This is a genomic window from Rhodoligotrophos appendicifer, from assembly GCF_007474605.1.
GTDB lineage: Bacteria > Pseudomonadota > Alphaproteobacteria > Rhizobiales > Im1 > Rhodoligotrophos > Rhodoligotrophos appendicifer.
Map to the genome: position 1 here is coordinate 37,550 of NZ_VHKL01000002.1, position 12,097 is coordinate 49,646.

Consider the following 12,097-nt stretch of genomic DNA (forward strand, 5'->3'; position numbering starts at 1 on the left):
CTACTCCTTGTTGATCAGCAAAGTGGCGGCGGCGGGCCAAATGAGGGACACACGTGCAGACATGGGCAGCATGTCCGACTGGCGGACCGAGGGCAGCCGAACCGTCATGACGGCGCCTTGATCCGTCTCAACCTGATAGCGGAACATGCCGGCGGTATAGACCGCATCCAGGATGCGACCCTCCAGGGTGTTGTCGTCTTCGGATACCGCAGGCGTGCCGGTTTCGATCCGGATCGATTCCGGCCTGATGCAGACGACGGAATTCGCCGCCGTCGCCGTTCCGGACATTGTGTCGAGGGCCTTCAGGGCACCGCCCTTGATGGGAACATGCAGGGACTGGCCGCCTGAGGCCTGAGGCTTGGCTGTGACGTCGATCAGGTTCGCACTGCCGAGAAAGCAGGCGACGAAGGCGTTGCGCGGATGCTCGTACAGGTCCCGCGGCGTACCGTGCTGGACGATCTCGCCGCCATTCATGATGGCGAGACGATCGGACATGGCCGCAGCCTCGTCCTGGTCGTGGGTGACGTAGAGGACCGTCGCGTCGACCTTGCGGTGGAAGGCCTTGATCTCGAACTGCATCTCTTCGCGCAGGTTCTTGTCCAGTGCGCCGAGGGGCTCATCCATCAGCAGCATGCGCGGACTGTAGACAGCGGCCCGGGCCAGGGCGATGCGCTGCTGCTGGCCACCGGACAGCTGGCTCGGCATGCGATGGCCGACATCCGGCAGGCGGACCGTCGCCAGCATGGCCTGGGTGCGCTGCTTGACCTCGGCTGCGGGCAGCTTGCGCAGCTTGAGCGGAAAGGCGACGTTCTCGAAGACGCTCATGTGAGGGAAGAGCGCGTAGTTCTGGAAGACCATGCCGATGTTGCGCATGAAGGGCGGCATGGAGGAGATGTCAGTGCCGTCGATCTCGATGCGGCCGCGGCTCGCGGGGGAGAAGCCCGCGACCGCGCCGAGCAGGGTCGTCTTGCCCGAACCGCTCGGGCCGATGAGGGAGAAAAATTCCCCGGGCTCAATCTGGAGATTGGTGCGCCGCAGCGCCGTAAAGGTGCCGTAGGTCTTTTCCAGGTCGACGAGGGTCAGTCTTGCGCCGCGTTCAGCCATGTGCACCCGCCTTGAGGCCATCATTTCGCGGCTGAAGCACCGAAACGATCAGCAAAAGAACCAATGTGAAGAGAAGGATCAATGTCGCGACCGCTGCGATCGACGGCGTCAGGTAATCGGCCAGTTGGAGCCAGATGAGCCGCGGCAGGGTCTGGGTGCCGACGCCGGTAAGGAAGAGCGACAGCATGAGTTCATCGAAGGAGGAGGCAAAGGCCAGAATGCCGCCAATGATCACGCCGGTCCTGATCAGGGGAAAGGTGATCTTCCAGAAGGACTGCCAGGGTCGCGCGCCCATCGTCATCGCCGCGAGCTCCAGAGAGGCCGGATGGCGCGCCAGAGCCGAGTTCACGCTGATGAAGACGAGGGGAATGCCGATGACGGTGTGGCTGATGATGACGCCGACATAGGAGGTGAGCAGGCCCATCCACAGCATCATCGGATAGAGGCCGATGGCCAGGATGACGTGCGGCAGCATCATGGGGGCGACGATCAGGGCGGTGACGAGCCCCTTGGTGGTCAAGTTGCCGCGCGAGACGGCGAGGGCAGCGAGGGTGCCGAGGATCATCGAAAGGACAGCTGTCGGCACGCCGATGATGAGGGAGTTCATGGCCGCACGGGCCCAGGCAGGGTTCTCCACCACGCGGGCGTACCATTGCATCGACCAGCCCGTGGGCGGGAAGGAGAGATAGCTCTGATTGCTGAAGGACAATGGAACGATCACGAATTGCGGCAGCAGCAGATAGAGCAGGGTGACGGCGGCCACCGCCCACAGCAGGGCGTTGGAGATGCGGTAGCGGCGGGGCAGAGCGATTTCAGGCTGCATGGGTGCCGTCGCCTTCCGCATAACGCATAACGCGAAGATAGATCAGGTAGATGGCAATGGTCACCGCCAGCAGCAGGCTGGCCAGGGCGGAGGCCAGGCCCCAATTCAGCAGATGATTGGCCTGTTGCTCGATGAGGACAGCGGCCATCATGTGCTGCGGGCCCCCGAGCAAAGCTGGGGTGACGAAGAAGCCTAGGGAGAGCATGAAGACCACCGCCGAGCCGGCGCTGACACCGGGCAGAGACAGAGGCACGAAAATGCTCCGGAAGCTCTTCCAGGGGCTCGCACCCATGACGCCGGCGGCGGAAATCAGCGAACGGTCGATGGAGCGCATATTGGCCAGGAGGGGCAGGATCATGAAGGGCAGCATGATGTGCACCATGCCGACATTGACGGCGAAAGCGCCGGGAATGAAGCTCACGGCGCGTTCGATGACGCCGCTGCCCATGAGCAGGTCATTGAAGACACCGCGACGCTGGAAGATGACCATCCAGGCATAGGAGCGGATGACCACGCTCGTCCACAGCGAGATCACGACGATGGCGACCATCACGTTGAGCAGCGTTCCCCGAACCTTCGCCATGAGGTAGGACAGGGGATAGGCGACGATAAGGCAGAGCACCGTGACGATCGCCGCCGTCTGCAGGGTGTTCAGCAGGACGCCGACATAGGGACCGCCCTCAAGGATCTGGCGGTAATTGCCGAAGCCGATGGCTGGATCAACGAAGCTGCGGTAGACGACCACGATGATCGGCGCGAGGAAGAAGATCCCCACGAAGACAATCGGTGCCCACAGCATCTGCCGGTAAAGCCGGGTGATGCTCCATCCGCCCCTGAGCTCAACGGCGCTCCAAGCGTTCATTGCCGAAATCCACTCCTGGCACCAGCCCGTGCCTATGCTGGATCCGCCGGATCGCTCCGGCGGGTCCAGTGTCGATCAAAGGTTTACCGTCAGGCCTGCAGCCAGGTGTTGAACCGCTCGGTCACCTTGGCGGCGTTGTCGGCCCAGTATTCGACGCTCAGCATGACGGTGTTCTCGCCAACCTTGGGCAGGCGTGCCTTGACCGTGTCGTCGAGGAGAGGAAGGGCTGCGGGATTGACGGGGCCATAGGGGATCTTGCGCGTGAATGCCGCCTGGGCCTCGGCGCTGAGGGCGTAGGCCATGAGGTCCATGGCTTCGGCCTTGTGCTTGGCGCCTTTCGGCACCGCCCAACCGTCCGAAATCAAGACCGCCTGGTTGAAGACGAAATCAACCGGCGCGCCGGATTCCTTGGGTTCCTGCACGCGGCCGTTCCAGATGGCACCCGCATCCACCTCGCCATCGATCAGAAACTGGGCGCCCTGGGCGCCGGTGTCCCAGAGGAGGAGCTTGGACTTGATCTTGTCGAGTGCCGCAAAGGCCCGGTCGAGGTCGAGGGGATAGAGCTGATCGATCGGCACGCCATCGGCCAGGAGCGTCGCCTCGAGGGTCTGGAACGGACGCTTCCACATGCCGATGCGGCCCGAGATGGCGAAGAGCTCAGCCCAGTTCTGGGGCGGGTTCGACTTGATGCTCTGGGTGTTCCATGCGGTGCAATAGGCGGCGAAGTCCGTCTTCACGAAGAACTCGTAGGTCGTGTCCTTCACCAGTTGCGACTTGTCGATCACGGCATAATCGATCGGCTCGAACAGGCCCTGGCGACCATAGCCGATGAAGGTTTCCGCGGGTCCCTGCATCAGGTCCCATTGGGTGTTGCCCTGCTCGACCATGGCCTTGAGCTGCGCCGCGGTATTGGCCGTCGCCACCACTTCGATCCCGGTCTTCTTGGTCCATGGATCCCAAACGGCCGTCTTGTAGGCCTCGCCAAGCTTACCGCCGCCATTGGCCATGACGATCTGCTTGGTCTGGGCGCGCAGGATGGCCGGTGCGGCGAGGAGACTTGTCGCTGCTCCCAAGGTGGCCAAAGCCGTGCGGCGCGTCATCGGTAATTTGGAACGATCGATCTTCGACATATTGCTCACCCTCTTTCCCGTTATGAAATGCCAGACATTGTGCTGGTTCTTGTCGTTGGGCTCGTCGCGGTCCGGCTGGCCTTCGACTCAGGTCATGAACAGACCCCGTTGGCGATGATGGTCTGACCAACGATGTAGCGGTTCCTGGTGGAGGCCAAGAACAGGATGACTTCCGCCAGATCCTCCGGCTCCGCGACGCGGCCCAGGGGGATCGATTTCGCACGCTCCTCGATCAAATTGCCGCGGGCGCGCAGCGTTTCCGTGGCGATCGGGCCGGGGCTCACGGCGTTCACCAGGATCTGGCTCGGGGCCAGTTCCTCGGCGAAGGATTTGGTGAGGCTGACGACGGAGGCCTTCGCCGCGCCGTAATGAGGCATGATCGCCCGCGGCCGATGCGCGGCCCCGGAAGCCACGTTGACGATGCGGCCACTGCGCTGTCCGACCATGATGTCCATCACCGCGCGGGTCGCCAGGAACATGGAGGTGACGTTGGTGCGGAACATCCATTCCCATTCGTCGATCGTGATCTCGCGGGCGGTACTGTAGCGCCAGCCGCCAGCATTATTCACGAGAACGTCGAGGCGGCCACCGAAGCGGCTGGAAATCGCTTCATGGAGCGCGGGGTATTGGGACTCGTCGGCCAAATCCATGGCAATCGCGTGGGTGCGGAGGCCTTCGGAGCGGAGGCCAGAGGCCGTGGCCTCAACCGAGTCGGCATCGATGTCGACCAGCAGGACGGTCGCGCCCCGCTCAGCCATCATCCGTGCCGTGGCCGCTCCCAGGCCGCGGCCGGCTCCCGTGACAATTCCGTACTGACCTTCGAAATCGCCGCCCATTGCATGCTCCATGCGATCAACGGAGCTTGAAACAAATGACCCATTATGTCAATTAGAGATCATATGTTGTTTTTTGTTGTTCAACGGTTTTGGATCGGCGGTGACCGTCACCGATCCATCGAAAGTTGACGGGGGATCGCGCCTTGAAGAATGCCCAGAACAGCCCCTCCACCCATGTCTTCCACCGCATGCCGAAAGCGAAGCTGCCCCAGGCCGTCGGCGGGCAAGGCCCCTATATCTTCGACACGGAGGGGAAGGCGTATATCGATGCCTCGGGCGGTGCAGCGGTCAGTTCACTGGGCCATGGGCATGCGCGCGTGACGCAGGCGATCAAGGACCAGCTGGACCGTCTCGCCTTCGCCCATACGGGCTTCTTCACCAGCGACAAGGCCGAGGAGCTGGGCCGATTGCTCGCCGAAGCCGCGCCGGGAGATCTGGAGAAGACCTATTTCCTGTCGGGCGGCTCGGAGGCGGTGGAGGCCGCCCTGAAACTCTGTCGCCAGTATTTCACCGAGATCGGCCAACAGAAGCGCACAAAGATCATTTCCCGCCGGCAGAGCTATCACGGCAATACCCTCGGCGCGCTGGCCGCCGGCGGCAACATGATGCGGCGGCAGAAATATGCCGAGCTGCTTATCGACGTGGTCCATATCGCACCGTGCTATCCCTATCGAGACAAGTCGCCCGACGAGACCGAGCGTGCCTATGGGCTCAGGATCGCCAATGAACTGGAAACCGCCATCCTGGAGCAGGGGCCCGAGACCGTCATGTGCTTCATCGCCGAGACGGTCGGCGGGGCAACGCTGGGAGCCGTGCCGCCGGTCGAGGGCTATTTCGAGCGGATCCGGGAGATCTGCGACACCTATGGGATTCTCCTCATCCTCGACGAGGTGATGTGCGGGATGGGCCGAACGGGGACCCTGTTCGCCTATGAGCAAGAGGGGATCCAGCCGGACATCGTCGCGTTGGCCAAGGGACTCGGCGCCGGCTACCAACCCATCGGCGCCATGATGACCACGCGGAAAGTGTTCGATGCGGTGGTCGACGGTTCGGGCTTCTTCCAGCACGGGCACACCTATTCAGGCCACATCACGGCCTGTGCCGGGGCGCTGGCGGTGCAGGAGACGATCCGCGACGAGGACCTGCTCGCCAATGTCAGGCTGCGGGGCGGGCACCTGATGGATGCTTTGACGGAGCGCTTCGGAAACCATCCGCATGTGGGCGACATCCGCGGGCGTGGACTGTTCCTGGCGATGGAATTCGTCAGCGACCGCGCCAGCAAGACGCCATTGCCGGCGCAGGCCAAGTTTGCGAGCAGGCTCAAGGCGATCGCCATGGAGGAGGGGCTGATCTGCTATCCCATGAGCGGCCTGATCGACGGCATTTCGGGCGATCACGTCATGCTCGCGCCGCCCTTCATCATCGACGAGGCCCATGTGGTGGAGATCGTCGACAAGCTGGACCGCGCGGTGCAGCGAGGGCTGCGGGAGATCTCGGTTTAGGTGGCTGCCACCACGGCGGCTACCACACTCCGGCGCCCCGCATCAGCTGATTGACCCCGACCAGCAGCAGAAACCACAGGATGATCTTGTTGAAGGTCGCCTGTGACACCAGTCTGCGGGCGAACCTGCCGAGCAACAGACCCAAGGCGACGGGCAGGAGGCCGAAGGTCGAAAGCGCGATGTCGTCCCAGGTCACCAGGCCATTGGCGATAATGATGACGTTCAGCATCATCCCCGCCACGAAGAAGATGAGCGCGGAGGCGATGATGAAGAATTCGCGATCCACCCTGAGGGCCAGAAGGTAGAAGGCGGTCGGGGGTCCATAGAGCGAGGAGAAGCCGCCAAGGATCCCGATGATCATCCCGACGATGGGATTCCACAGCTTCTCGTTCGGCTTCAGGGTGCGGGGTTCGACGCGGATCAGGCCGAACAGGGCAAAGCCGAGGATCAGCAGCCCGGCGGCGAGATCCAGCTGATGGGGATCGAGGAAAAAGAGCGCCAAGCTGCCGATGGAAATGCCGATGGGCAGGCAGATTAGCAACGTCTTGAAGCGTTTCGAGACCGCCTTCACCTCACTCCAGTTCAGCATCTGGGTGACGTTGGTCACGACGACAGGGACAATCATCATCGCGATTGCCTGACGCAGCGGATAGAACTGCAGAAGGATGGGGACGACCAGCAAAGGCAGCCCCATGCCGGAGACGCCCTTGACGAAGCCTCCGGCGACAAAGGACAGGCCGATGATCGCAAGTTCAGTGTAGGAGAAAGCCACGAGCGGACCTTGGCGACGGGATCGGGAGCAATCCCCAGGACGGGTCGCTCCCACACCGCCCTATATACAGGGATCGTCCGTCAGGAGAAGGCGATTGGATGACACAAGGGACGCCAAACGGCTCCGCTGCGACGTTCTCCCGGCGTGGCGACGATCCCTCCCTTCGTGGCCGCTTCGTCGGTAAGGATTAGAGGACGATTTCGCCCTCGTCCTTGCCATCCCAGTAATGAATGCGGTCGGCGCGGGCCTGGATCAACACCAGTCCGGGCGTGTCGATCCCCTGCTCAAACCAGCTGTCCAAATCCTTCACCCAATGGTCCCGAAAGGCTTGTTTGTCCCGGACAAGGCGCGCATTGGCCTCGATGGATATGAAGATGCCGGGCGCTCCCAACAGGCTCTTCGATCCTTGCAGTGACAGTCCCACCTTGGGGTCGCGCTCGATGTTTCGGATGGTGTTCGTCTCCTCCAGGGCGAAGAACCATGAGGTTCCATCGTAGTCCACATCGCGATTGTTGCTCATGGGCCGGGCCGCAATCTGGCCGGCCTCGGCGCGGGTGGACAGCATGGTGAAGTCGATGTCTCGCATCCGCTTGGAAATATCTTTCAGGGTCAGGGTCATCTCGCGCTCCTCTTGAGAAGCGACAACGCGGCGCCATGGGAAAAGATCCTGTGCCGTCACTCCGGAGACGTCGGAGACGTCGGGACCCCCTTGACCTGGCGGGCGAAGATATCGGCTGACGGCGCGTCCGACCTTGCTTGGCTCAGAAGCAGCTTCAGGCGATCGAGATCAACGGCGTCGAAGTCCGACACCCTGCCGTAGAGGCTCTCTTCGGGCGGTGTGCTCATGGCGGCGGTGGCCTCCTGTTGGGCCACCCGATAGAGACCGCAGAAATAGGCGCAGAAGCCGATCGTCAGGCGTTCGCGCTCCCATTTGTCCGGCTGTCGGCCCTGACCCTCGATGACAGAGAGTGCACTGCCGAGAAATTCCAGCGCCTGAAACTGTTCTGCCTTGCGGCGCTTCGACTGCTCAGCTGTCATATCTGTGGATGCCCTCATTCATTCGCGTGGCTGCCGAGGCATAACCGGAACCCCGCCGGCAAGGCTATGCCAATACGCAAAGCCCTCACATCTTTCGCATTCTTGCCATGAGAATTGGTCTGATCGCATCCCATATAATCCTCGGTATCGCTACAGGTTCGTCAGCTTCGTATTCAGGCGGGTGAGAGGATGAAGGGAAAGTTCGCAGGATTGGCGGGGTTTGCGGCGGTGACGTTGCTGGCGCATGGCGGCGTATTGGCCGGCAACAGCAACCCGATCTTCCAATATAAGGGCAATCGCTTCATCATCCAGTCGGAACAAACAGATAAAGTCCTGCAGCTGCACGCCTATCGCGCCGCCGGATCGGCCGTCTGGGAGCCGTTCGGGACGGCGGTCATTCCCCTTGCCGAGGTCAAGAGGCGGAAGGCGGCGATTGCCGGCAACCACGGTTCGGGATCCATCGTCGAACGGATCTTTTTCACGGGACGGCGGGTGGGCACCAGTACTGTCGATCTCAATGACCCCCTCAATACGCAGCTTTATCGGGCTCCGGAAGGAAACGATTGGGATTAGCGGGGCCGCAAGGGGGCACCGGGAGATCCGTGCTGTCCACTATTCGTAGGAAAAATTGGCGTGTCTGTCCTCTGACTCCTCTAAAGCGGTGGATGGCTGATGTGGTCACTCTTCCAGGGCAGGGGCAGAGGCCCCCAGCTCGTGACCCATCAGCAGGTCAGCCAAGGGCGCCAGGAAGCGCGACCTCGAGGAGCAGGACATGAAATTCGCGATTGCCGTCAATATGGAACGCCTGGACCCGAGCCAGGACATGGTCACACTCAACAAAAATGCTCTGGAGCTCGTGAAGCTGGCGGAGCAGGGCGGCTTCGAGACGGCGTTCGCTGCCGAACACCACACGATTGAGATGACGGTGGCGCCGAACCCATTCCTGATCCTGGCGCATTGGGGCGAGCATACGAGCCGCATCCGGCTGGGGACCGCGACTGTCGTCGCTCCTTATTGGCACCCGATCCGGTTGGCCGGGGAGGCTGCGTACACGGATATTCTCATCGATGGACGGCTCGAGCTCGGTATCGCGCGCGGCGCCTTTCAGTATGAATTCAGCCGCATGGCGCCCGGCATCAAGGACCGGGACGGGGCGCCCTATCTGAAGGAGATCGTGCCCGCGATCAAGGCGCTGTGGGAGGGCGATTACGCCCATGAGGGCCAGTTCTGGAGCTTTCCGACCTCCACCTCGGCGCCGAAACCCTTGCAGAAACCGCATCCGCCGATCTGGATTGCCGCGCGCGACCCGGATACATTCGACTGGGCGGTGAAGAACGGCGCCAACATCATGTCGACGCCGCTGTCGCGCCCGCCGTCGGAGGTGACGATCTTGGGTGAGCGGTTGCGTGCGACCCTGCGAAACAATCCCACCGTCCCGCGGCCGCGCTTCATGATGCTGCGCAGCGCCGCGGTGCTCGACAAGGGAGAGGACTGGCGCGTTCCGGTGGACGCGGCAATCCTGCATGGGCGGCATTTCGAGAATCTGTTCCGCACCGACGGCGTCGTTCGCAACGGCTTCACCCAGCCGATGGACATTTCCGCACAAAGCAGCAGCGGGAATTATGATGCCGAGCAGCTCCGCGAAAGCTTGCTCATCGGAACGCCCGACGAGGTGGTGGAAAAGCTCGGGCTCTATGAGGCCGCGGGCGTCGACCTGTTCTGCTACGGCGCCAATATCGGGCTGCCGTTCAAGCAAGCGGTCCGGTCGCTCGAGCTGTTCATCGAACGTGTGATGCCGCATTTCGCCGAGCCGGGACAGAGGCCGGGCCGCGCATCGCAGGGCCGCCAAGCCCAGGCCGTCGCAGCCGTTTGAGCGTGTCGATCAACAAGCAAAGAAGGAGGGAGTATAATGACAGACAGGATCAAGGCCCTTGCAGACATCATCTCGCGACAGGGCCTGTCGCGACGGACTTTCATGGTGGGAACAGGGGCCGCGCTGGGTGCCACGGCGCTGTCCGGAGCCCTGAGCTCGGCCTTCGCCGCCGATGAGTTCAAAGGCAAGACGGTCACCTTCGCCAGCTGGGGCGGGGCCTATCAGGACGCGCAGAAGATCTGCTATTGCGAGCCCTTCGCCGCGAAGACGGGGGCCACCGTCGTCCAGGACGGCCCGGTGAACGAAGCCAAGTTCCGGACCATGGTGGAAGCGGGAGACTCGGTCTGGGACGTCGTGGATGTCACCCACGAATTCCTCTATAGCGGCATCAAGAGCGGATTGTTCGAGAAGCTGGATGCCAGCAAGATCCACATGGACCGCATCAATCCCGCGTACCGGACCGATTACGGGGTGGGCGACATCGTCTGGTCCTACAATATCGGCTACAGCACCAAGGCCTTTAAGGAAGGCGAGCATCCCAAGTCGTGGGCCGACATCTTTGATCTGGAGAAATTCCCGGGTTCGCGCACATTGAACGGCGACGGCCCGTCGGCCGTCTTCGAAGCTGCCGTCATGGCCGATGGCGTGCCGATGGACCAGGTCTACAAGGTTCTGGCCACCGAAGAGGGGGTGAAGCGCGCGCTGGCGAAGCTGGACACCATCCGCGACAAGACAATCTTCTGGGAGACCAATTCGCAGTCGCAGCAGCTGTTCACCGACGGCGAAGTGACCTGCGGCCTGATCCTGAACGGCCGCGCCTATGACGCGGCAAAGAAGGGGGCCGCCATCGCCATCGAGTGGAACCAGAACATCCAGTCGATCGACTATCTGGTCATCCCCAAGGGCGCGAAGAATGTCGAGGTCGCCATGGGCCTCATCGACGAGATGACGGTGGCCGAGAACCAGGCGAAGCTCGCGAACATGATCGCCTATTCACCGACCAACCCGGAGGCCTTCAAGGACATCGATCCGGCGATCGCCCCGTGGCTCTCGACGAGCAAGGAAAATGCCGCGAAGGGCTTTGTGATCGACGCCGTGTTCTGGCAGGATCACCTGGAGAAGTACACGACCATCTGGGAAGAATGGAAGCTCGGCTGACCCCGTCGCCGGCCGCTTCCTGAGGCTGTTGTCCCGGCCGCGCAGAATCCCGTTCTGCGCGGCAGCGCTTCGTGCCGCAGCTCGCCCGGATAAGTGCGCTTCAAAGCTTCGCCTCTCGGCAGAACCACGCAGAGACGAGATAGAGTGACCCAGATAAGAGCAGGATCGACGGCGTTCAGGCTTTCCAGCGCAGGCTGGCTGGTGCTGCCGGCCGTCCTGCTTCTGGCCGCGTTCTTCGTCTATCCGGTGTTCTGGCTGCTCATGCGCAGCTTCTCCCAACCCGAATGGGGCGTGCAGAACTACCAGGCCCTGGTCGAGCGCACCGTCTATGCGCGCGTGCTCTGGAACACGATCTCGATCTCCGGGCTCACCACCATAGGCTGCCTGCTAATCGGCTATCCGCTCGCCTATACCATGGCGACGGCGAGCGAGAGGACGCGGCGCATCCTCATCTTCGTGGTGCTGATTCCATTCTGGACAAGCCTCCTGGTGCGCACCTTCGCCTGGATGGTGATCCTGCAGAAGCAAGGGCTGATCAACGACCTGCTCATGGATCTCGGCCTGATCTCGGCGCCGCTGGCGCTGATCTACAATCGTGCCGGCGTGCTGATCGGCATGATCCAGATCCTCCTGCCGTTCATGATCTTTCCGCTCTTCGCCGTGATGGTGCGCATCGACCAGAGCTATAGCTCGGCCGCCGCCACCCTGGGAGCGCCGCCGATGCGCAATTTCTTCCGGATCTACCTGCCGCTGTCGATGCCGGGGATCATCAGCGGCTCGACCTTGGTGTTCGTCAGCGCGCTGGGCTACTATATCACCCCCGCCCTGCTGGGCGGGCCGGCCGACCTGATGATCGCGCAGCTCATCGAGCGCCAGATCGCGACTTTCGGAAATTGGGGAGTCGCGGGTGCGCTGTCGCTGGTGCTGCTCGCCACGACGGTGCTCATCCTGGGCCTGGTGCAGCGCTTTGCCGGTGTCCGCACCGCATGGGGGCGCTGA

13 protein-coding genes are annotated in these 12,097 nt (G+C 62.4%); 5 read left to right on the forward strand and 8 right to left on the reverse strand.

The features are described 5' to 3' along the window. From FKM97_RS04260 to FKM97_RS04280, 5 genes are all read right to left on the reverse strand, one after another. Nucleotides 1-1,104: an ABC transporter ATP-binding protein gene (locus FKM97_RS04260; protein ID WP_143957931.1), complete on the reverse strand. Its 1,104-nt coding sequence runs from the start codon at nt 1,102-1,104 to the stop codon at nt 1-3. Next, nucleotides 1,097-1,927 (reverse strand): ABC transporter permease, encoded by an 831-nt coding sequence (locus FKM97_RS04265; RefSeq protein WP_170240738.1) that lies wholly within the window; start codon nt 1,925-1,927, stop codon nt 1,097-1,099. The genes FKM97_RS04260 and FKM97_RS04265 overlap by 8 nt, the downstream gene beginning before the upstream one ends. After that, nucleotides 1,917-2,789: an ABC transporter permease gene (locus FKM97_RS04270; RefSeq protein ID WP_143957933.1), complete on the reverse strand. Its 873-nt coding sequence runs from the start codon at nt 2,787-2,789 to the stop codon at nt 1,917-1,919. Before FKM97_RS04270 ends, FKM97_RS04265 begins: the two co-directional genes overlap by 11 nt. An 89-nt stretch (nt 2,790-2,878) precedes the next feature. Continuing rightward, complete coding sequence (locus tag FKM97_RS04275; RefSeq protein ID WP_143957934.1) at nt 2,879-3,919, reverse strand: ABC transporter substrate-binding protein; 1,041 nt, start codon at nt 3,917-3,919, stop codon at nt 2,879-2,881. Between the two features lie 92 nt (nt 3,920-4,011). Next, entirely contained in the window at nt 4,012-4,755 is a 744-nt protein-coding gene (locus tag FKM97_RS04280) for an SDR family NAD(P)-dependent oxidoreductase (protein WP_170240739.1), read from the reverse strand. Between the two features lie 143 nt (nt 4,756-4,898). Here FKM97_RS04280 and FKM97_RS04285 point away from each other — a divergent pair, with 143 nt between their 5' ends. After that, on the forward strand, nt 4,899-6,257 hold the full coding sequence (locus FKM97_RS04285; protein ID WP_281290071.1) for an aspartate aminotransferase family protein: 1,359 nt from the start codon (nt 4,899-4,901) through the stop codon (nt 6,255-6,257). Between the two features lie 19 nt (nt 6,258-6,276). Here FKM97_RS04285 and FKM97_RS04290 read toward each other — a convergent pair whose 3' ends face one another. The 3 genes from FKM97_RS04290 to FKM97_RS04300 all read right to left on the reverse strand — a co-directional run bounded on the left by FKM97_RS04290 (nt 6,277) and on the right by FKM97_RS04300 (nt 8,067). Then, on the reverse strand, nt 6,277-7,029 hold the full coding sequence (locus tag FKM97_RS04290; RefSeq protein WP_143957936.1) for a sulfite exporter TauE/SafE family protein: 753 nt from the start codon (nt 7,027-7,029) through the stop codon (nt 6,277-6,279). A 187-nt stretch (nt 7,030-7,216) separates the two neighbouring features. Then, entirely contained in the window at nt 7,217-7,648 is a 432-nt protein-coding gene (locus FKM97_RS04295; protein ID WP_143957937.1) for a pyridoxamine 5'-phosphate oxidase family protein, read from the reverse strand. 56 nt (nt 7,649-7,704) lie between these two features. Continuing rightward, complete coding sequence (locus FKM97_RS04300; RefSeq protein WP_143957938.1) at nt 7,705-8,067, reverse strand: hypothetical protein; 363 nt, start codon at nt 8,065-8,067, stop codon at nt 7,705-7,707. A gap of 189 nt (nt 8,068-8,256) precedes the next feature. Here FKM97_RS04300 and FKM97_RS04305 point away from each other — a divergent pair, with 189 nt between their 5' ends. The 4 genes from FKM97_RS04305 (at nt 8,257) to FKM97_RS04320 (ending at nt 12,097) form a co-directional block, all read left to right on the forward strand. Further along, nucleotides 8,257-8,640: a hypothetical protein gene (locus FKM97_RS04305; RefSeq protein WP_143957939.1), complete on the forward strand. Its 384-nt coding sequence runs from the start codon at nt 8,257-8,259 to the stop codon at nt 8,638-8,640. Between the two features lie 199 nt (nt 8,641-8,839). Then, a complete protein-coding gene (locus FKM97_RS04310; RefSeq protein ID WP_143957940.1) occupies nt 8,840-9,940 on the forward strand; it encodes an LLM class flavin-dependent oxidoreductase in 1,101 nt (366 codons plus the stop codon). Nucleotides 9,941-9,976: 36 nt separating this feature from the next. Further along, on the forward strand, nt 9,977-11,098 hold the full coding sequence (locus tag FKM97_RS04315; RefSeq protein ID WP_143957941.1) for an extracellular solute-binding protein: 1,122 nt from the start codon (nt 9,977-9,979) through the stop codon (nt 11,096-11,098). Between the two features lie 144 nt (nt 11,099-11,242). After that, nucleotides 11,243-12,097, forward strand: a complete 855-nt coding sequence (locus FKM97_RS04320) for an ABC transporter permease (RefSeq protein WP_205014730.1) — start codon at nt 11,243-11,245, stop codon at nt 12,095-12,097.

Excerpts from the sequence above, each read along its gene's own strand:
- FKM97_RS04260 (WP_143957931.1), bottom strand. The coding sequence starts at position 1,104 with ATGGCTGAACGCGGCGCAAGACTGACCCTCGTCGACCTGGAAAAGACC.
- FKM97_RS04265 (WP_170240738.1), bottom strand. The coding sequence starts at position 1,927 with ATGCAGCCTGAAATCGCTCTGCCCCGCCGCTACCGCATCTCCAACGCC.
- FKM97_RS04270 (WP_143957933.1), bottom strand. The coding sequence starts at position 2,789 with ATGAACGCTTGGAGCGCCGTTGAGCTCAGGGGCGGATGGAGCATCACC.
- FKM97_RS04275 (WP_143957934.1), bottom strand. The coding sequence starts at position 3,919 with ATGTCGAAGATCGATCGTTCCAAATTACCGATGACGCGCCGCACGGCT.
- FKM97_RS04280 (WP_170240739.1), bottom strand. The coding sequence starts at position 4,755 with ATGGGCGGCGATTTCGAAGGTCAGTACGGAATTGTCACGGGAGCCGGC.
- FKM97_RS04295 (WP_143957937.1), bottom strand. The coding sequence starts at position 7,648 with ATGACCCTGACCCTGAAAGATATTTCCAAGCGGATGCGAGACATCGAC.
- FKM97_RS04300 (WP_143957938.1), bottom strand. The coding sequence starts at position 8,067 with ATGACAGCTGAGCAGTCGAAGCGCCGCAAGGCAGAACAGTTTCAGGCG.
- FKM97_RS04305 (WP_143957939.1), top strand. The coding sequence starts at position 8,257 with ATGAAGGGAAAGTTCGCAGGATTGGCGGGGTTTGCGGCGGTGACGTTG.
- FKM97_RS04310 (WP_143957940.1), top strand. The coding sequence starts at position 8,840 with ATGAAATTCGCGATTGCCGTCAATATGGAACGCCTGGACCCGAGCCAG.
- FKM97_RS04315 (WP_143957941.1), top strand. The coding sequence starts at position 9,977 with ATGACAGACAGGATCAAGGCCCTTGCAGACATCATCTCGCGACAGGGC.